Genomic DNA, 19,577 nt, shown 5'->3' with positions numbered 1-19,577 from the left:
GTCCATGCCAGATGCCCCGGCTGCACTTGCCACTTATCAAGAGTATCATAGACTCGCTTTAAGGTTACATTTAATGTTGCATATCATTCTCAACATGGTTCTTACACCAGAATCAATTTTTAGTTAATGTAGATTGCTTTTTTGTCGTCACTGGTACTTTATTTGGCTCTATTTTAGCATTTATAAAAGCTAAATTTGCTTGATTCAAGATCAAATTCATGGTAAAACTGTCATAAGGAGGTGTAGTCATAGGCTATGAATGAGATCAAAATGGCATTAGAGTTTTACAAAGAAGAGTTTAATGCTGCAAAGCTCTATTCCTATCTATCGCAGATTGAAAAAGATGAAGAAAATAAAAAGAAGTTCAGTGAGCTTTACCAGATAGAAGCAGAACATGTGAAGTTCTGGTACAAATTCTTGAAGGATAGGGGGCAAAGTCCTTCAGAGAGGGTCAGTTCCTTCAGCCTTAGTTGGTCTAAGTTTTTTCGTTCTATATTGGGCCCAAGACTTTATACATCCTTCCTTGAGATGACAGAATCGACCAGTACGGAGTCCTATTATCAATTTTTGAAGTCTGTAAACATGTCTGATGCTGAAAGGGAGGGTCTCAAAAAGATAATTGAGGATGAAATAGATCATGAGAGCTTTTTTGAAAGCCAACAAAAGGCTATGCCTGTAGGAAATATCAGGGATTTCATTATGGGTATGAATGATGGCATAGTTGAACTCTTAGGTGCTGTAACCGGTTTATCTGCTGTTTATCCAACAAACCCACTTTTTGTGGGTATAAACGGGCTTGTTGTCGGCCTGGCCGGTGCCCTTTCCATGGCCATAGGTACCTTTATCTCCGTTCGTTCACAGAGGCAGGTAAATGAGGGTATAAGGAAAAGGATGGAACTGCTCTTCAGTGTTTCTAAGGACAGGGCTAAGCGGGAACTCATAAATAAGCTGGTCGAATCCGGCATGTCTGAGGATGTGGGAAAAGAGGTTACCGACAAGATAGGTGAAAACGAGGATTCAATGATAGGGCTATTGGTCGAAGAGTCCGATGAGAATGAGCTAAGGTCTGCAGTATTTACCGGCCTGGCCTACATCATCGGCGTTGCATTCCCTGTGCTGCCTTATTTCTTGATGGGCTCATCCTTTGCCGCCTTAGCTTTATCTGCGCTTTTAGCCGGCCTGGCCTTGGCAATTGTGGCTACCGTAGTTTCCATAACCGCCGGCAACCCCAACATAAAAGGCAAGATTGCAGAGATGGTAATATCCGGCCTTGGTGCTGCAGTAGTTTCATACCTATTTGGTCTTCTTGTACAGAACGTATTTGGAGTCAGTGCGTAAAATTGATTTTATCCTCACAGGACATGAAGACGGAGGCATTAAATAAATGGCCTGAAGTGATGAGTGACGTAGACAAATTTACCGGCTATTATGAAAAGGTAAGGTATGGCAAGAAAAAATTAAGCTTTGATGAGTTAAATAATGCATCAAAACTGTTGGATTACATCAAGAGAATTATTTTTATGGAGGCAAAAAATGCATATAAAGATAGGTGAAAATGATTATGAATATACTGATAGCGTCAAAATCATAGACATTGTGAAGGAATATTTTGGCAGTAATTACCACCGGATATTAGCCGCTGCTGTTAACAACAGACTTGTAAATCTAAATCAGAAGATTAATTCAGACTGCAGTATTGATTTTATCGACCACACCAGTGAAACCGGTGAGAGGATATATGCCAGGAGTCTTTCCTTTGTACTTTCTAAGGCCGTCAAAGACCTCTATCCTAAAGCCATCCTCACCGTGGAGCACTCCCTTGGCAACGGGCTTTACTGTGAGATAAACAATATCAAGCTGACAGAGGCAATTGTAAAAATGCTTGAGGCCAGGATGACTGAAATCATAGACAAGGATATCCCATTTATTTCCAAAAAAGTCTCTATAGATGAGGCAAAGCAGCTGTTTTTAGAAGATAGGTCTCTGGAAAAAGCAAACATAATTGGATATACTGGCAAGAAATCTGTTGAAGTTTACTCCCTTGATGGACATATTGACTGTTTCTATGGCCCATTGGTGCCATCCACCGGCTACCTGAAGCTCTTTAAACTTAAGTATTATCTGCCCGGCCTTTTAATCCTCTATCCCCACAGGGATAACCCTGAAAAAATTCCCCCATTTAAGGACCTGCCAAAGCTGGCAGCGGTATTCAAAGAAACCGAAAATTGGGGTAAAATACTGGATATAGGTTATGCGGCATCCCTCAACAGGTATATTGAGGCAGACCAGGCCAAAGATCTTATCCTTATATCTGAGGCACTCCACGAGAAAAAGATAGCTGAAATAGCGGACATGATATCGGAAAATAGCGAAGGCACAAGGCTGATATGTATAGCAGGGCCCTCATCCTCCGGAAAGACATCATTTTCTAAAAGACTCAGCATACAGCTCCGTGTTAATGGTCTGCGGCCGCTCCCCATATCTCTTGATAACTTCTACCTTCCGAGGGAATTATGCCCCAGGGATGCAAATGGAGAGTATGACTTTGAGTCCATTGAGGCCCTTGACCTTGACCTTTTTAATGAGACCATGACATCACTCATACAGGGGAATGAGGTGAGGCTACCGGTCTTTACATTTAAGTCCGGCACAAGAAAATTTACTGACCCCATAAAAATCGACGAAAACCAACCAATAATCATAGAGGGAATCCACGGATTAAACGAAAAGCTGACGTCCTCCATACCCAAAAGCATGAAATTTAAGATATATATAAGTGCACTGACTCAGATAAACATTGATGAGACTAACAGGATACCCACTACATACAGCAGGCTAATACGCAGGATAGTAAGGGATTATCAGTTCAGGGGTACCTCTGCTTTAGAAACGCTCCGTATGTGGGGAGATGTGAGAAAGGGAGAAGAAAAGAATATATTCCCATATCAGGAGGAGGCTGACGTAATGTTTAACTCCGCCCTTCTCTATGAGTTCTCCATATTAAAGGGATATGCAGAGCCGCTCTTGAGGGCAGTACCTGACACAGAACCTGAGTACTCCATAGCCTACATACTCTTAGAGTTACTATCCTTTTTCCTTCCCTCTTACAATGAGTCCTATATACCACATAACTCCATTCTGAGGGAGTTCATAGGCGGGAGCTGCTTCGACGTGTATTAGGGAGGTCAACCAGGGTCATGGCCAGGCCAGCAAACATAATGAATATACCAATTATTGAATTAAGACCGGGCATCTCGTTTAAGATCAGCACCCCCAGTATAACCCCGAATGTCACCTCCTGGGTGGAGATAAGGTTGGCATATGTGGGGTGTACATATCTTACCCCTGCGTTATACAGGGTGTGCCCCAGGGCTGTGGGCATAAGCCCCAGAAGTATTATTGATGTTATCTGGATAGGTTTTACCGGAGCCACAAACCCTGCCAGAGAGAAAGGCAACAAAAATATGGCTGCAAGCAGGTATACCCAGAATACATACTTCAAGAGTGGATAATTATTTCTCTCTCTCCTGCCGGCAACTGAATAAAGAGCATAGCATATAGCAGAGATCACAGCCATGAAATCGCCCAGCAGCATCCTGCTGTTTATGGTGGGCTCAAATCCAGCCAGCACTACCACACCTATCAGCGTAACCACTATGCCAGCATACTTGTATGCCGGCAGTTTTTCTTTAAGTATGTGAGCAGTCAAAATGGTTACAAATATTGGGGACAGATAAACCAAGCTCAATGAATGGGCTATGGTAGTATAAAACAGTGACTGATTGTAAAAATAAAAATGAAAAGCTGTTATAAGACCATAGATAAGGAACTTTGGATATTCTTCTTTCTTTAGCAACATATGAATACCGGTAAACTTTGCCGCAATGTATATGAAAAACGAGCCGGCAAAAAGCCTTAAGGACGCAATCTCCACAGCCGGTACTCCAACAGCCAGACGGGTAAAAATGGCACTAGTACCGAAAAAGAAAGTGCCTATGATCGTAAGCAGCAGACCTCTTTTAGAATCCTCCATAATCTCTCACCCACCATTTTTTACTATGCGACCATTATATCATAGAATTATGACAAATCCTATAAAATAAGCCCTCTATACATGTCAATAACATCCCGGCTTTTGGCTAAATATTGCTCATAGCATAACTTAAAATGGAGATAATATCTACTATGAAAATCATGGAGGTGAAAACATGGCAAAGCGAGTGGCTGTAGAGAGCTCACTGACCGATGTAAAAAATTATCTCTCTCAAAAAGGATATGAGGTCATAGACATATCTGACAACTCACCGGAATCTATATCCAATGTTCAGTATGACGCTATAGTCGCCACGGGGCTTGACAGCAACACCATGGGCATGGAAGACATAAGGACTCAGGCTCCTGTGATACAGGCAAGAGGTTTGACGGCAGAGGATGTATATAAAAGACTGGAGGATTTAAAGCGCCGGGTATAGGCCCGGCTTATGTTTTAATGAATAAAAAAATAGTCTACCTCATGGTAGACTGACCTCCTCTTCCCTTTCTGCCTTATATTTCATGTGGGTTGCCCTTCCTCCCCGTATGTGTCTTTCTGCTTTATTTTTTTCCAATACCTTTTTTACATCTTCATATATCAATGGATTTATCGACTCCAGTCTCTCAGTTACGTCCTTATGTATTGTATTTAGTATTGGTGTCGGTTTTAGCTTCAGGCGGCATTAAGAATGTACCGGAAAGAAGGATGGGGAAGCTCAACCCTTCCAAGTCCTCATTGATGTTGAAGTACACATAGATTTCTTCTTCGGACATAACCCGGATTTCCTTGATGATTTTCTTCAAGTCGGTATTGTCTATGCTTTCTGTAAATTTAAAATGATCAAAGGCCTCCATAAACTTTTTCAGGCTGTTCCTGATCTGCCTGTTAAGCTCCCTGGTTTTGTCCGTGCTGTTTAGCTTGAAGGAAAGCCTTTCTATTTCAGCGTTGATGGGCAGCATGTCTTGCTTTGCTTCCTCCATGGTAATCAGCCCGTCCACCGCCAGCCTCTTAATACGCTCGCGCTTAGCCTGCAGTTCCTCAAGCTGTTCCCTGGCCTCGTCAAGGTCATAGCCTTCGCTTTCCCTGATATATTCTTTAACCAGGGCATTGCATTTGCGCTCCACAGCTTCAAAGAAGGCGGCCTTATCCTTTATAAGATAATTGAAGAGCCTGTCCAAACCGTCTTTGAGCCAATCTTCATTTACCCTGACGTACTCAGACTCACAGCGGTTTTTCCCATAGGCGCTTCTTTTGGAGCAGGTCCACCAGACATATAAGGGCCCGTTTTGCGAGTGCCTCCTTTGGTAGCGCCGGTAGGAAAAACCGCATGACCCACACTTAATCAAATTGGAAAACAGGTGCTTGTCGCTTCTCCGGGTAAACGTACCCTCATAAGCCTCGGCGTTCAGCTTCATTTGCTCCTGCGCCTTGTAGAACTGCTCGTCTGAAATAATGCGGAATTCCGGCCTTTCTACAATGTACCATTCGCTTTCAGGGTTATTGGCCCTTTTATTTGTAAATATGTCAATGCTGCTCTGCTTCCCGTTGATTACGCGGCCGATATAAATTTCGTTTTTCAGGATTTTGCCGACAGTATTCTGCGACCAATTATAGTTGGGCTTTCCGTCCTTCAGCTTTTTGGTTTTTACCCTGTTCTGATACAAGTATGACGCAATTCTTGCCATGCCCCATTTTTCTTCTGTGTAGAGATCAAATATTTTCCTGACCCATTCGCTTTCTTCAGGATTAGGTACAAGGGTATATCTGTCGATCCTGTCATAGCCAAAAACAAAATTGGGCACCCGTCCTTTTTCTTTGCCTAACTGCTTGCCAAACTTAACCTTCTCGGAGATGCGCTGGGACTCATTCTCCGCAAGCATGGCCATCAGGTTCAAGGTAAAATTATCAATGTCCTTGCCCTCGCCCATATTGACAAGGTGCAGGCAAACCCCGTAGGAATTCAGCTCCCTGGTAACGGTAATAAAGTCAAGAGTGTTTCGGAAAAGCCTGCTGATGTCCTTGACATACAGCTTCTGGAATTCGCCCCGTTTGGCCGCTTTGCGCAAACGCTGCAGATCTTTCCTGTTTTGCATTTTTGTAGCCGACTTGCCCTTGTCGCAGTAGATGGCTACCAGCTCATCCCCTCTACTGGGTATGTACCTCTCAAAAAACTCCCGCTGGTTTTCCAGGGAGCTTTGCTGTTCTTCTTTATCTGTACTGACTCTGATATAGGCAGCAGCCTTCATCTCCATCATCCTTTCTGTTACGTTTGTCCGCACTCAGGTGGTGAATTATAACGGAGTGCGTCTCATCAAGTCAATGAGTCATCCAAATTCTCATCGGCCTGTTCGGTAACAACGGTCTGACTGATGGCTTCGACTGCTGAATTTATAATGCTCCTTGCAACCCCAAAGGACAGGGCCTCTAATATCATTTCCAGGATGGCAGGATCAAGGCTTTTGCCAGCAGTATTCAATTGCGCTTGTCCCATCTCCCCACCCCCAACCTTGTCTCTCTGTTTAATGTATATTAATGGCAAAGTGGTTTTATTCCCTGATAAACTTAACAGGCTTCGAGCTTTTTCGTTCCCTTTCATTGCTTTTTCTCCATCTTCTCTGCCCGCAAAGAGGTTTATTCAAGCTTGTAAGTCTATGCTATCAGGGATTGTCTGTTTTCATTTCGAGTGGGTTTATAGGGACGTCTTGAATCCGATTCCGCCATGTCAGGCATGAAAAAACAGACGATGAATTGTTTTTCACCGCCTGTCTGCTGAATGATTTTCTTTGAGAATTTAAAAAAAATTTCTCTATCTTTATAAAAGCTGCTCTCGAATGCCTATGGCTTGCTCTTGGCCGGTTTTTTAACTGTCATGGTCACTGGCCGGAGGTAGCCCAAATCCCGTTTTTCAATATCCTTAATCACCGATTCGACGCTGTTGGGCATGTCAATCTTAATATTGAGATACTTAAGACCCTTTCTGCATATATAGCTGTTATCGGCCGTCAACACATTGTAAGTCATTATTAGCGGTTTCCATGAATCCGGAACGTAATATCTCGATGTGTCCACATACAGGTTTTCATGATTTATGCAAATTATTTTGACAATCCCGTTTAAACTGTATGCTTCCTCTATAATCTTGCCAATGCCTTTTACAGGTTCCTTCAATTCAGAAGAAATTGCCTTTTTCAATTTGGCAAAATCTATGCCCAGCGGATTTTCGAGTATCATTTTATATTTTACGCCGTAAGGGAGCCTGCCTCTTTTTTCAATTTGCACTTCCTGCTCATTTTCTTTGCTCTTCCTAATCCTCTCATTCGTATGTTCCCTAAAATCATTGCGCAGGTTTACTGTAGCTATGGTTTTTAAATCTCCGTCAATAAAATTCTTATCGACTGTTACACCCAAACTAAGAGGCTCGATACCATTTAAGATGTTTATATTTATCCCGCTCAGCTCCGCAAAGTGAACAAGCGTATATATAACAGTATACTTTTCTTCACTGTCCAGCTTTTTTAGCTCTTTATCATCCTTTGCTTTTCCTGTCTTTTGCAGCCGCAGCCGCTGTTCATGGGAAAAGCCTATCTGCTCATGTTTATCGGCCCAGGCAGACCAAATCTCCAGCATCCTTTCACTGGTTAAGCATTCGGCTAAAATGGTATTGCTCCAGTTTTGCCAGGCATCAATCTTCTGCTCCTTAGTCATATGTTGAAAGGGCAGGTTCAATTTCTCATCCAGTACCAGTGAAAACAACCGTTCAACATAAGGGTATTCCTTGGTTAATTGAGCAAAAAGACCTGTCTCGCCAAGCACGGCGCGAAGAATCATATAATTTTCAATGATGGTATTCCGATCATCCGCAGCTATACTCATACTTAATGCTCCTACCAAAATATTCTATATTATATGAGTATAGCACTATGCAGTGTTAATTCTCAACAAGTTCAAACAAAGTCTGGCAAATCCGGCGGCAGGCCCTCGTTATACAGTCTAAAGGCCTCGGCCACTGATGATCCGGCAGAACGAATATAAATCTTGGTCGTATCGGACACCATCCTTCCGGTCATGACAAAGCAGATATACTTCTTCAGAAAGTCAACCCGCCGTTTTTCAAGCCCCCTTCTGCCTGTATAGCCTATGGGCCTTTCGTATAAGTTATCGTTGGCATCCATGAGATCCATATAAACCTGCCGCGTCATTGCCAAAAGCATCCCCATAATTAAAACCCCCGTATTCAAGCATATTTTTAAATATTTGAGCAAAAAAGCCTACTTGACCATTCAACAGTCTTCCCCTTTGACACTCCCTAAATTATTACAAAATTTTTCTTAAATTCTTTTCTCATTTGCTCATCAATATTTTTATTTTCGCCGGGAACCACCGTTTGGCAAACTTTTTTGCCCTTTCGCTCATCTTAAATCAGTAAAATTACTGGTATTTTCTTTACCAGGTATTTATTAAGGAAGAAACTCTTAAAAATGAGGCTAACCATACAGAATTTTTGATGCCTGCCGCATAAAATCAGAAAAGGCATTTTAACCTGGCAATACCGTCTGAACCCTCAGGCCTTAAAATATGATGAAAAGTCAACTGAGCACATAAGGATATATTCAATTCCGGCAGCACAGCAATTTTTTAACTAGCAAGAAGACAGCCCTCCAAAATATAACACAACTCCCAAACTCCTATCATCAGCCAGTCCTATTCCTACATAACCAGCCCTCTGGGAGCCTCTGGTTTCCCCGTGGTTAAGTGAAATTCCCAATGCCAAAAAAGACTATATCTTATCAACTAGCCCCTTGGGTGCCCTCTAAAAACACCAAATAAACCAAATACACTCACAGCACCATAAGGCGATACCTCTATAAACAAGCCTCGGCCAGGCTTTAGAAATTAACTTCATTATCAAAAACTATTGACAATCCTGAAGAAGCCCAAATATCCATAATAAAAGCCGGTAAGCCTTTTTACGCCTACCAGCTACCAAGATTAACTTTGAAATCACATTTTCTCGGGAGATGTATAATTGAAACTCACATTTCCTTCAAAACATATAATTCAACATAAAATTAACTTCAGCAGTCTATTCCGACGTATTTGCCGAATTCACTTTTACCTTATATCAAAATTTCTGAGCGCAGGCAAAATTTAATGATTCCATATATTGTCTCAAATAATCTGCTTTAGATGTTTGCATTTCGGAGAATTTCTCTGCTTTTTCAGATTTTTTATTGAGAACAGCTTACTTCTGTGTTAAGATTATTAATGGAATCTAATAGAAACGCGCGAGGCATTGCGGCATGGCCGTCAGTTGCAAAAAGCTTTGGAAGCTGTTGATTGATAAAGATATGAAGAAAAAGGATTTGCGTGCAGCAGCCGGAATCAGCCAAACGTCCATAGCTAAATTGGGTAAAAATGAAAATGTAACAACGGATGTGCTTGTGAAGATTTGCAAAGCTTTAAAATGTGATATTTCAGATATTATGGAAATTACAAATGACGAAGATTATTAACTGTACGGTTATATAGACAATACTTTTGAATGATCTCAGGCGGGGGTGTTTTTGTGGAAGTATTCAATAATATAACGAAAATTGTCAAGGACGACTTAACACAGGTTATCATGCCGGGAAGCCGGATTTCTATTGCGGCTGCCTGTTTTTCAATATATGCATATAAGGAATTGAAAGCTCAGCTGCAAAAAATTGATTCCATGCGGTTTATCTTTACATCCCCCACATTCGTCGCCGAAAAATCGCCAAAAGAGAAGCGGGAATTTTACATTCCACGATTATATAGGGAACGCAGCCTTTATGGGACAGAATTTGAAATAAAGCTAAGGAACGAACTTACTCAAAAAGCTATTGCCCGGGAATGTGCAGATTGGATTCGCCAAAAGGTAACCTTCAAATCAAATTCCACCAATTCCGGGATGAGCGGATTTCTTAACATCCAGACAAATGACCAGCAGCTGACTTACCTGCCGATCAATGGGTTTACAACCGTTGATATTGGCTGCGAGCGCGGCAACAACATCTATAATATGGTGAATAAATTTGAGGCTCCCTTCAGCAGTGAATATATCCGCCTGTTCGACAGCATCTGGAACGATGAAAGCTGCCTTCAGGATGTAACCGAAGAAGTAATCGAATCCATATCGGCTGTTTACCAGGAAAACCCCGCCGAGCTTATCTATTTTATGACCTTATATAATATTTTCAGCGAATTCCTTGAGGATATTTCCGAAGATGTGCTGCCCAATGAAGCAACTGGTTTCAAAAACAGCGTTATCTGGAACAAACTGTACAGCTTTCAGAAAGACGCCGCCCTGGCAATCATTAATAAACTGGAGCAATACAACGGCTGCATCCTGGCGGACAGTGTGGGCTTAGGCAAAACATTCACGGCCCTTGCCGTAATCAAGTACTATGAGAACAGGAACAAAAATGTCCTTGTTCTTTGCCCTAAAAAGCTAAAGGACAACTGGTTGACCTACCGTGGCAATTTAATCAACAACCCGCTGGCTAAAGACCGCCTGCGTTACGATGTTCTTTTCCATACCGATTTGTCCCGAGACAGAGGGGATTCTGTTATTGGCTTGCCCCTCGACCGCATCAACTGGGGTAACTATGACCTAGTCGTTATCGATGAATCCCATAATTTCCGCAACGGCGGCGCCGTAACAGGCGAGTACGGGGAAAAAGAAAACCGCTATCTCAGACTACTCAATAAAGTCATCCGCCCCGGCGTAAAGACAAAGGTTTTAATGCTCTCCGCCACCCCGGTGAATAACCGTTTTTATGACCTGCGCAACCAACTGGCCTTAGCATACGAGGGAAAGTCAGAGTTAATCAATGAAAAGCTGAACACCAAAACAGATATCGATACTATTTTCCGGCAGGCTCAAAAGGTATATAACGCCTGGAGCAAGCTCCCGCCTGAATCCCGTACGACGGCTTCTCTGCTCAAGCAGCTGGATTTTGACTTCTTTGAAGTTTTGGACAGCGTGACCATTGCTCGTTCACGCAAACACATTCAGCGCTACTATGACATATCCGAAATCGGCAGTTTCCCGGAGCGCAACAAACCGCTTTCCTTGCGCCCCAAACTGACCACGCTGAACAATGCCATCAACTATGAGCAGATTTATGAACAGCTCATGCAGCTTAATTTGTCCATCTATACGCCGACCAACTATATCCTCCCCAGCAGGCTTGGCAAATATATCGATTTGGATTCAGAACACAGTAGGCAGCTTTCGCAGAAAGGGCGTGAGGAAGGCATCCGCCGCTTAATGAGCATCAACCTGCTTAAGAGAATGGAAAGCTCGGTGCATTCTTTTAAGCTCACTGTAAAACGCATTTACGAACAAATACATAACACCCTAGAGCTCATCGAAAGCTTTAGGTCCGGTGTGGAAGTTATCGTGCCGGATATTCATGATTTTGGTGAACTTGATCTTGATGATCAAAATATCGATATGATCAACGTGGGCAGGAAATTTAAAATCGATTTGCGCGATATGGATTATCTCTCCTGGCAGCGGGATTTGTCTGCCGATCTGGAAGTTTTGGAACTTTTGATTTTGATGATTGAAGATATTACTCCGGAGTATGACTATAAACTGAATGAGCTTTTGCGGGTTATCGAGAAGAAAGTCACAAACCCCATTAATCCGGATAATAAAAAAATCATTATCTTTACGGCCTTTGCCGATACGGCGGAGTACCTGTATGAAAATGTCAGCCCTTTTGTAAAGAACAAATTCGGACTGGACTGCGCCCTGATTACAGGATCAATTGAGGGAAGAACCACCATACCCAAATTCCCTGCCGATATGAATACAATTTTGACCTGTTTTTCTCCAATTTCCAAGGAGAAGGACCTGGTAATGCCGAACAATCACAACAATATTGATATCCTGATTGCCACCGACTGCATCTCCGAAGGACAGAACCTGCAGGACTGCGACTGGTGCATCAACTACGACATCCACTGGAACCCGGTGCGCATTATCCAGCGTTTCGGCCGTATTGACCGCATTGGCAGCAAAAACAAGGTGATTCAGCTTGTCAACTTTTGGCCGGATTTGGCGCTGGACGACTACATAAACCTGAAAGAACGGGTGGAAGCGCGGATGCGGATTTCCGTCATGACCGCCACAGGCGACGATGACTACATCAACCAGGACGAAAACGGCGACCTGGCCTATCGCCGGGCACAGCTGGAAAAACTGCAGAATGAAGTGGTTGACCTTGAGGACATGACCACAGGCATTTCCATTATGGACCTGGGGCTGAATGATTTCAGGATGGACTTGCTGGCTTATGTCAAGGAACATCCGGATTTAGATCGGACTCCCTATGGCATTCACGCAGTGATACGGGGAGAAAAGCCCGGAGTAATTTTTATCCTGAAGAACGTAAATAAAGCCATAAACATCGAAAACCAAAACCGCCTTCACCCTTTTTACATGGTATACATTGGGGATGACGGGGAGGTCATCTGCAACCATTTGGAGCCAAAAGCCACCCTGGATATCATGCGCCATCTCTCCCGGGGCAAAACAAAACCCGATATGGAGGCCTGCCATATTTTCAACCGGGAAACCAACGACGGCAGGAAGATGGATCGCGTATCCCAGCTGCTCCGGCAGGCAGTGGCATCAATCATCACCGTTAAAGAAGAAAGGGATATAGACAGCTTTTTTGGGAATGGTGAAACCACCTTCCTGACCGGAAACATCTCCGGTCTTGACGACTTTGAACTGATCTGCTTCATGGTGGTGATAGGATGCTGAATTTTCCCGGTAAAGCATTGGTCGGGCGGAACATGCCCAAGGAGGCATTTTATAAGCACCTGAGCTTAAGCAGCGAACTTAGAGAAAAATTCGTATCCGACATAAAACGCATAGTCTTAGAGTACAAGCTGTCGCCGGATACTTTAAACCTCGAAAAGAAAGGAGAGACTACTGAAATTCTTGTACTCTCCATTGAATTGAAAAAGCAGGAGCTGGACTACCGGCTGGTGGAAAACATAGCCCGGCAAAACGCCCATAAGCTGCTCTTCCTGCTAAAATTTCAGGAGCAGGGACAGCTCGCGCTTTATTACGGCAAGCTTTATAAAACAGACTGGACACCGCTTACAGACCTTAAGCTGGAAGCCAGGGGACTAAATCTGGACAGCATATGGGAAGGGTTCATTGAGCAGATTGCCCTGCAGGAAAATATTATTCCCTCCTGCGATAGCCTTACTGTTGATGAAAAATTAAAGAAGCAGGATACCATCCTGAAACTGCAAAAAGAGATTGACAAACTGGAACGCTTATCCCGCAGCGAAAAGCAGCCTAAAAAACGTTTTGAACTGTTTACCCGCCTCCAGGGTTTGAAGAAAAAATTAGCCGAGGAAAAAGGTGAATGAGCATGGACAGACTGAAAATGCACTCTGTAAACAAAGTGGATGAAAATATCAAAAAGATTGCCGAACTCTTTCCCAATACCTTGACTGAGGTCATCAAAGGCTATCGTGAAGATGGCACGCCCATCATCGAGCACGCCATTGATTTCGATGTGCTGCGGCAGGAGCTGTCAAATATAATAGTGGAGGGCCCGGAGGAGCGCTACCAGTTCACCTGGCCGGATAAGAAGAAGTCCATTTTGCTGGCCAACGCCCCCATCGCCAAAACCCTGCGCCCCTGCCGGGAGGAGAGCGTGGATTTTGACACGACGGAAAACCTGTACATAGAGGGCGACAACCTCGACGTGCTGAAGCTTTTGCAAGAAACCTACCTGGGGAAAGTGAAGATGATTTACATCGACCCGCCGTACAATACCGGTAAGGATTTTATTTATGAGGACGACTTTGCACAAAGTACTGAAGAATATCTGGCTAACAGTGGACAATATGACGAGGACGGTAACCGCCTTGTCCCAAACTTAGAAAGCAACGGGCGTTTTCATACGGACTGGCTGAATATGATGTATCCGAGGCTGAAGCTGGCAAAGGATTTGTTGAGTGATGACGGGGTTATTTTTATAAGTATTGATGATAATGAGTTGGAAAACTTAAGGAAAATATGTTTAGAGGTATTTGGTATTTCAAATTTTATTGCGCAAATCATTCATAAAAACAATTCAATGAAAAACCAATCAAAACTTATTGGGGTAACTACTGAGTACATGCTAATTTACGCTAAAAATAGAGAAATGTTAAGAAATACCGTTTGGCGAGTTCCTAAAAAGGCTGCAGCGGATATAAACAATAAGTTTAAGCAATTAAAAGCAAAGGGACTTTCTTTACAAGAAATTGAACAAGAAATTAAGGAAATGTATACACGACCTAAATATGCACATTTAAGCAGGTGGAATAAAGTCGATGAAAACGGTGTGTTTAAAGATGCTGATTTATCTAGAGAAGGAGGACACAAAGATTTTACTATAATTAACCCTAATACTGGTAAACCGTGTGTAATACCGAAAAGGGGATGGGGTAAATCACAACAGGAACTTCTTAGATTGCAGGCAGAGGGATTGATTTGGTATGGAGATGACACAACTCCTCCTGGGTTGAAAGATTATCTTAACAGCGATGATGTTTCGGTACCAGATAATTTTTGGTATTTTGATAACTCAGTTGATACAAGATGGATAAAGAGCACATTTGGCAGATTAGTATTCGAGAATCCGAAACCTTTAGAATTTATTAAACAAGCTATTTTACTCCATACAAAAGAATCTGATATCATCCTCGACTTCTTCTCCGGCTCTGCCACCACCGCCCATGCGGTCATGCAGCTTAACGCTGAAGACGGCGGCAACCGCAAATTCATCATGGTGCAGTTCCCCGAGAAAACACCCGAAAACTCCGAAGCTCACAAGGCTGGCTACCATAACATTTGCGAAATTGGCAAGGAACGCATCCGCCGGGCAGGCAAAAAGATCCTGGAGAAGCATCCCGAGGCAGCAGGCAAACTGGATATCGGCTTCCGCGTCCTGAAGGTGGCTTCCAGCAACATGCAGGATGTTTACTACAGGCCGGACGAATACACGCAGGATTTGCTTTCAGCTCTTACGGACAACATAAAGCCCGACCGTACTCCGGAGGACCTGCTCTTCCAGGTTATGCTGGATTTGGGCGTGCTTTTGTCCAGCAAAATCGAAGAAACTGTTATCGGCGGCAAAAAGGTGTTTAATGTGGCAGAAGGCTACCTGATGGCCTGCTTTGATAATGACGTCACCGACGAGGTGGTCAAGGAAATTGCCAAAAGACAGCCCTATTATGCTGTTTTCCGCGACAGCGGCATGGCCAGCGACAGCGTCGCCACCAATTTTGAGCAGATTTTTGAAACCTACAGCCCGTCAACGGTAAGGAAGGTGTTATAAGATGAGAGAACAAGAACTTGGTAAAATTCTAATTTATCAGAATGAGAAAGGCGATACGAAAATTGACGTCTATTTTGAAAATGGCGATATCTGGCTTTCACAAAAAAATCTTGCAAGGCTCTATCAAACGTCACCGCAAAACATTACCATGCACATTAAAAATATTTATTCAGATGGTGAATTGATGGAAGAATCAACTTGTAAGGAATTCTTACAAGTTCAAAATGAAGGCGGCAGACAAATAGAAAGGCTTGTAAAGCATTATAATTTACAAATGATCCTTGCTATTGGTTATCGTGTCCGTTCGCATGTCGGCATCCATTTCCGCAACTGGGCGTCGGGCATCTTGACGGAATACAGCAAGAAAGGCTTTGCGATGAACGACGAGCGGCTGAAAAACCCGCAGCCTTTTGGAACCGACTATTTTGACGAGCTGCTTGAGCGCATAAGGGACATCCGCGCGTCTGAAAAGCGTTTCTATGAAAAGGTCAAAGAGATTTACGCAACCTCAGTGGATTATGATCCCAAAAGCGAGGCAGCCATACGCTTTTTTGCCAACGTGCAAAATAAGATGCACTACAGCGTTCACGGCCATACGGCTGCGGAATTAATTGCCTCACGCGCGGACGCAAGCAAGCCGAATATGGGTTTGACCTCATTCAAAGGGGCTGTAGTTCGCAAAAGTGACGTCTCTATTGCCAAAAACTATCTTACCAAGGATGAAATTTCAGAACTCAATCGTATTGTAACCATGTATCTTGACTATGCGGAAGATCAGGCGAAACGTCATATCCCAATGCACATGGCGGATTGGGAAGAAAAACTGGACTCATTTTTGCGATTTACCGGCCGGGAAGTATTGGACAACTATGGAACAGTATCTGCAGAGATTGCAAAACAACTGGCGGAGAATGAATATGAAAAATTTGATGCTCACCGCAAAATGCTTGCATCAACCGATGTCAAACAGCTTGAAAATCATGTAAAATCAATTGCGCAGGAGAAAAAATCATGAAATTCCAATTTAAAATACAGCAATACCAAACCGACGCCGTTAACAGCGTCGTAAATATATTTGCAGGGCAGCCCTTTTCAGACCGTGTCAGCTATGTACGCGACTTGGACATTAGAAAAAAGCCGCAGCACGCCCAAATATCCATGTTCAACGAGCCTGAATCTCCGGAAGATGGAGCCGCCATCGGCTTCGAAAACGCCCGGCTTGTTCTGACCCCCGGGCAGCTTCTGCAAAACATCCGCAACATGCAGGCCCGCAACAACATTAAGCAGTCAGACAGTCTGGTCAACCACCTGGGGGCCTGCAGTCTGGATGTGGAAATGGAAACCGGCACAGGCAAAACCTATGTCTACATAAAGACCATTTTTGAACTGAATAAGCGTTACGGCTGGAGCAAGTTTATTGTGGTGGTTCCTTCCATTGCCATCCGTGAAGGGGTATATAAGACTTTTCAAATTACCCAGGACCACTTTATGGAACATTACGGCAAGAAAGCCCGCTTTTTCATTTACAACAGCCAAAATTTGGCCGAACTGGACAACTTCAGCGCCAGCAGCGGGATAAATGTCATGATTATCAATATCCAGGCTTTTAATACTTCCTTGAAAGAGGATGCCAGGAGCAAGGAAGCACGCCGCATTTATGAAAAACTGGATGAATTTGGCAGTCGCAGGCCTATTGACGTCATAAAGGCCAACCGCCCCATCCTCATCCTGGATGAGCCACAGAAAATGGGCGGAGACAAGACCCAGAAAGCACTGGCTAATTTTAATCCCCTGTTCTGCCTGAACTACTCGGCCACCCATGTCCAGCACCATAACCTGGTCTATGTCCTGGATGCGGTGGATGCTTACAATAAACGGCTGGTAAAGAAAATCGAGGTCAAAGGATTTGAAGTCAAGAATCTCAGAGGGACCGACAGGTATTTGTTCCTTGAGAATATCATCATCTCGCCCAAGAAGCCGCCGATGGCCAAAATCGAGCTGGAGATTGAACACAAAAAATCTGTCAATATCAAGCGCGAAGCGCGCATCCTCGGTGTGGGCGACGACCTTTATGTTGAATCCAACGAAATGGAACAGTATAAGGGGTACGTTATCAGCGATATTGACCCCATACGCGGTACTGTAACCTTTACCAACGGTGTGGTATTGTCCCGGGGAGAGGTTATCGGTGATGTTTCAGAAAAGGACATGCGCCGGATCCAAATCCGGGAGACCATTATTTCGCATTTTGAAAAGGAAAAACACCTGTTTGAACTGGGCATCAAGACCCTTTCCCTGTTCTTCATAGACGAAGTGGCCAAGTACCGTAAGTATAACGAAGCAGGGGAAGAAGTCAACTCCGAATACGGGGAAATGTTCGAGCAGGAGTATATAAACGTGCTGAACGATTACATTACTCTGGAAGATACGCCTTACATCCGTTACCTGAAAAGCATTGATCCAGCCAAAACCCACGCGGGGTATTTCAGCATTGACAAGCACGGCCGCAAGGTAGACAGTCCTACCAAACGGGGAAGTGATGAAAGCGACGACATATCCGCCTATGACTTGATTCTTAAAGATAAAGAACGCCTCCTAAGCTTTGAGGAACCGGTGCGTTTTATCTTTTCCCACTCAGCCCTGCGGGAAGGCTGGGACAACCCCAATGTCTTTCAGATCTGCACTTTGAAGCATGGAGGTACCAGCCCCACCCAAAAGCGCCAGGAAGTGGGCCGCGGCCTGCGCCTGTGTGTAAACCAAAGGGGAGAACGGATGGACGTGGAAAAGTGCGGCGATTCCGTTCATTCCATCAACATGCTCACGGTTATCGCCAGCGAAGGCTATAAAAACTTTGTCGCCGATTTGCAGACCGGTATTAAAGAGGCCTTGTACGAACGGCCTACAAAAGCAACGGTGGAATATTTTACAGGCAAGACCGTTATGGTCGGAGAGAAACCGATTGTGCTTAATATGCAAGAGGCCAGGGACATCTACCGTTATCTCATTAAAAACGATTATATTGATAACAACGATGGTATAACGGAAGCATATCGGACCGATCTCGAAAACAACCGCCTGGCTCCGCTGCCTGAATCTCTTGCGCCTTTTGGCGAGGGCGTGCATGCGTTGATCCAGAGCGTGTTTGATGAAAGCGTACTGAGTAGGATGATAGAAAACGGCAACAAGACCAAAATTCCGGAAAACGCCCTTAACGAGAATTTCTACAAAAAGGAATTTCAAACCCTCTGGAATTATATTAACCATCAGTATGCCTACACAGTCGAGTTTGACAGCCGGGAACTGATAGAAAAAGCCATCAAACATATCAATGAAAACATGTACGTTTCCCAGCTTCAATACACGGTTACAAGCGGCAGGCAGACAGACGAGCTGGACGGGAACGCCATTGCCCTCGGCAACAGCTTCGTCCGGGAAAATGCCAGGACGGAAACCCTGAAGCACGCTGCAACAAGCCAGATAAAATACGACTTGATAGGCAAAATTGCCGAAGGCACCACCCTTACCCGCCGCACAGTGGCAGCCATACTGGCAGGTATTGAAAAGCCGGTATTTGCCTGCTTTAAGCAGAATCCTGAAGAGTTCATTGCCAAAGCAATCCGCTTAATAAAAGAACAAAAGGCCACTATGATTGTCGAGCATATTTCTTATGACCAGATTGAAAAGCAGTATGACAGCAGCATTTTCACCGCTGAAAAGGGAGCTAGTGATTTTACAAAAGCATTCCGGGCCAAGAAAAACATTCAGGATTATGTATTTACAGACGGAACCGCTGAAAAGAGCGTCGAACGCCGCTTTGCGGAAGATATGGACAAAGCTGACGAAGTCTGTGTCTATGCCAAGCTTCCGAAAGGCTTTGCCATTCCAACTCCGGTGGGCAACTACTCGCCGGACTGGGCTATTGCCTTTTATGAAGGTACGGTAAAACACATTTATTTCATAGCCGAGACAAAAGGAACAATGGAAAGCCTGAACCTGAGGCCTATCGAGCAGGCCAAAATAAAATGCGCCAGGAAGCTTTTCAACCAGCTGTCCACAAGCAAGGTCAAGTACCACGATGTGGACAGCTACCAAAGCCTGCTGAACATTATGGGCAAGCTGTGAATACGGCTTGCCTTAAATCTGATATAACCGAGGTGCGAAGA

Annotated in this window: 15 protein-coding genes and 1 pseudogene; 10 read left to right on the top strand and 6 right to left on the bottom strand. The window is 43.9% G+C overall.

Translation table 11 applies throughout. The annotated features are described in order from the left end of the window. The first annotated feature begins 255 nt into the window (after positions 1–255). The 3 genes from QME45_05305 to QME45_05295 are packed head-to-tail and all read left to right on the top strand — an operon-like array spanning position 256 to position 3,180. Complete coding sequence (locus QME45_05305; protein ID MDI6618079.1) at positions 256–1,338, top strand: VIT1/CCC1 transporter family protein; 1,083 nt, start codon at positions 256–258, stop codon at positions 1,336–1,338. 59 nt (positions 1,339–1,397) lie between these two features. After that, the gene (locus QME45_05300) at positions 1,398–1,553 is read left to right on the top strand and encodes a hypothetical protein (GenBank protein ID MDI6618078.1); all 156 of its coding nucleotides are present in this window, start codon (positions 1,398–1,400) and stop codon (positions 1,551–1,553) included. Next, complete coding sequence (locus QME45_05295) at positions 1,534–3,180, top strand: nucleoside kinase (GenBank protein ID MDI6618077.1); 1,647 nt, start codon at positions 1,534–1,536, stop codon at positions 3,178–3,180. The genes QME45_05300 and QME45_05295 overlap by 20 nt, the downstream gene beginning before the upstream one ends. On the opposite strand, the gene QME45_05290 is transcribed toward QME45_05295, so the two are convergent. Continuing rightward, complete coding sequence (locus QME45_05290; protein MDI6618076.1) at positions 3,149–4,033, bottom strand: DMT family transporter; 885 nt, start codon at positions 4,031–4,033, stop codon at positions 3,149–3,151. The genes QME45_05295 and QME45_05290 overlap by 32 nt on opposite strands. Positions 4,034–4,208: 175 nt before the next feature. On the opposite strand from QME45_05290, the gene QME45_05285 reads away from it, so the two are divergent. Beyond that, positions 4,209–4,472, top strand: a complete 264-nt coding sequence (locus QME45_05285) for a YkuS family protein (protein MDI6618075.1) — start codon at positions 4,209–4,211, stop codon at positions 4,470–4,472. A gap of 39 nt (positions 4,473–4,511) precedes the next feature. Here QME45_05285 and QME45_05280 read toward each other — a convergent pair. From QME45_05280 to QME45_05260, 5 genes and pseudogenes are all read right to left on the bottom strand, one after another. Further along, a pseudogene (locus tag QME45_05280) lies at positions 4,512–4,682 on the bottom strand (sporulation transcriptional regulator SpoIIID). After that, entirely contained in the window at positions 4,669–6,279 is a 1,611-nt protein-coding gene (locus tag QME45_05275) for a recombinase family protein (protein ID MDI6618074.1), read from the bottom strand. Before QME45_05275 ends, QME45_05280 begins: the two are co-directional and overlap by 14 nt. Positions 6,280–6,344: 65 nt before the next feature. Then, positions 6,345–6,524, bottom strand: coding sequence for a hypothetical protein (locus QME45_05270; GenBank protein ID MDI6618073.1), 180 nt, complete (start codon positions 6,522–6,524; stop codon positions 6,345–6,347). A gap of 344 nt (positions 6,525–6,868) precedes the next feature. After that, entirely contained in the window at positions 6,869–7,906 is a 1,038-nt protein-coding gene (locus QME45_05265; GenBank protein ID MDI6618072.1) for a hypothetical protein, read from the bottom strand. A gap of 71 nt (positions 7,907–7,977) precedes the next feature. Further along, positions 7,978–8,250, bottom strand: a complete 273-nt coding sequence (locus QME45_05260; protein MDI6618071.1) for a hypothetical protein — start codon at positions 8,248–8,250, stop codon at positions 7,978–7,980. Between the two features lie 1,083 nt (positions 8,251–9,333). Here QME45_05260 and QME45_05255 point away from each other — a divergent pair. From QME45_05255 to QME45_05230, 6 genes are read left to right on the top strand one after another with little or no spacing between them, the layout of a single operon-like run. Continuing rightward, on the top strand, positions 9,334–9,546 hold the full coding sequence (locus QME45_05255; GenBank protein ID MDI6618070.1) for a helix-turn-helix transcriptional regulator: 213 nt from the start codon (positions 9,334–9,336) through the stop codon (positions 9,544–9,546). Between the two features lie 53 nt (positions 9,547–9,599). Further along, positions 9,600–12,833: a helicase-related protein gene (locus QME45_05250; protein MDI6618069.1), complete on the top strand. Its 3,234-nt coding sequence runs from the start codon at positions 9,600–9,602 to the stop codon at positions 12,831–12,833. Further along, a complete protein-coding gene (locus tag QME45_05245) occupies positions 12,827–13,453 on the top strand; it encodes a DUF4391 domain-containing protein (GenBank protein MDI6618068.1) in 627 nt (208 codons plus the stop codon). Before QME45_05250 ends, QME45_05245 begins: the two co-directional genes overlap by 7 nt. A 2-nt stretch (positions 13,454–13,455) precedes the next feature. Continuing rightward, positions 13,456–15,414, top strand: a complete 1,959-nt coding sequence (locus tag QME45_05240) for a site-specific DNA-methyltransferase (GenBank protein MDI6618067.1) — start codon at positions 13,456–13,458, stop codon at positions 15,412–15,414. A gap of 1 nt (position 15,415) precedes the next feature. Next, positions 15,416–16,429, top strand: coding sequence for a virulence RhuM family protein (locus QME45_05235; GenBank protein MDI6618066.1), 1,014 nt, complete (start codon positions 15,416–15,418; stop codon positions 16,427–16,429). Beyond that, positions 16,426–19,536 (top strand): DEAD/DEAH box helicase family protein, encoded by a 3,111-nt coding sequence (locus QME45_05230; protein MDI6618065.1) that lies wholly within the window; start codon positions 16,426–16,428, stop codon positions 19,534–19,536. The genes QME45_05235 and QME45_05230 overlap by 4 nt, the downstream gene beginning before the upstream one ends. Positions 19,537–19,577 lie beyond the last annotated feature (41 nt).

This window comes from Clostridiales bacterium, from assembly GCA_030016385.1.
Lineage (GTDB): Bacteria > Bacillota > Clostridia > Clostridiales > Oxobacteraceae > JASEJN01.
This window is presented reverse-complemented; position numbering and strand designations above follow the sequence as displayed.

Excerpts from the sequence above, each read along its gene's own strand:
- QME45_05305 (MDI6618079.1), top strand. The coding sequence starts at position 256 with ATGAATGAGATCAAAATGGCATTAGAGTTTTACAAAGAAGAGTTTAAT.
- QME45_05300 (MDI6618078.1), top strand. The coding sequence starts at position 1,398 with ATGAGTGACGTAGACAAATTTACCGGCTATTATGAAAAGGTAAGGTAT.
- QME45_05295 (MDI6618077.1), top strand. The coding sequence starts at position 1,534 with ATGCATATAAAGATAGGTGAAAATGATTATGAATATACTGATAGCGTC.
- QME45_05290 (MDI6618076.1), bottom strand. The coding sequence starts at position 4,033 with ATGGAGGATTCTAAAAGAGGTCTGCTGCTTACGATCATAGGCACTTTC.
- QME45_05285 (MDI6618075.1), top strand. The coding sequence starts at position 4,209 with ATGGCAAAGCGAGTGGCTGTAGAGAGCTCACTGACCGATGTAAAAAAT.
- QME45_05275 (MDI6618074.1), bottom strand. The coding sequence starts at position 6,279 with ATGAAGGCTGCTGCCTATATCAGAGTCAGTACAGATAAAGAAGAACAG.
- QME45_05270 (MDI6618073.1), bottom strand. The coding sequence starts at position 6,524 with ATGGGACAAGCGCAATTGAATACTGCTGGCAAAAGCCTTGATCCTGCC.
- QME45_05265 (MDI6618072.1), bottom strand. The coding sequence starts at position 7,906 with ATGAGTATAGCTGCGGATGATCGGAATACCATCATTGAAAATTATATG.
- QME45_05260 (MDI6618071.1), bottom strand. The coding sequence starts at position 8,250 with ATGGGGATGCTTTTGGCAATGACGCGGCAGGTTTATATGGATCTCATG.
- QME45_05255 (MDI6618070.1), top strand. The coding sequence starts at position 9,334 with ATGGCCGTCAGTTGCAAAAAGCTTTGGAAGCTGTTGATTGATAAAGAT.
- QME45_05245 (MDI6618068.1), top strand. The coding sequence starts at position 12,827 with ATGCTGAATTTTCCCGGTAAAGCATTGGTCGGGCGGAACATGCCCAAG.
- QME45_05240 (MDI6618067.1), top strand. The coding sequence starts at position 13,456 with ATGGACAGACTGAAAATGCACTCTGTAAACAAAGTGGATGAAAATATC.
- QME45_05235 (MDI6618066.1), top strand. The coding sequence starts at position 15,416 with ATGAGAGAACAAGAACTTGGTAAAATTCTAATTTATCAGAATGAGAAA.
- QME45_05230 (MDI6618065.1), top strand. The coding sequence starts at position 16,426 with ATGAAATTCCAATTTAAAATACAGCAATACCAAACCGACGCCGTTAAC.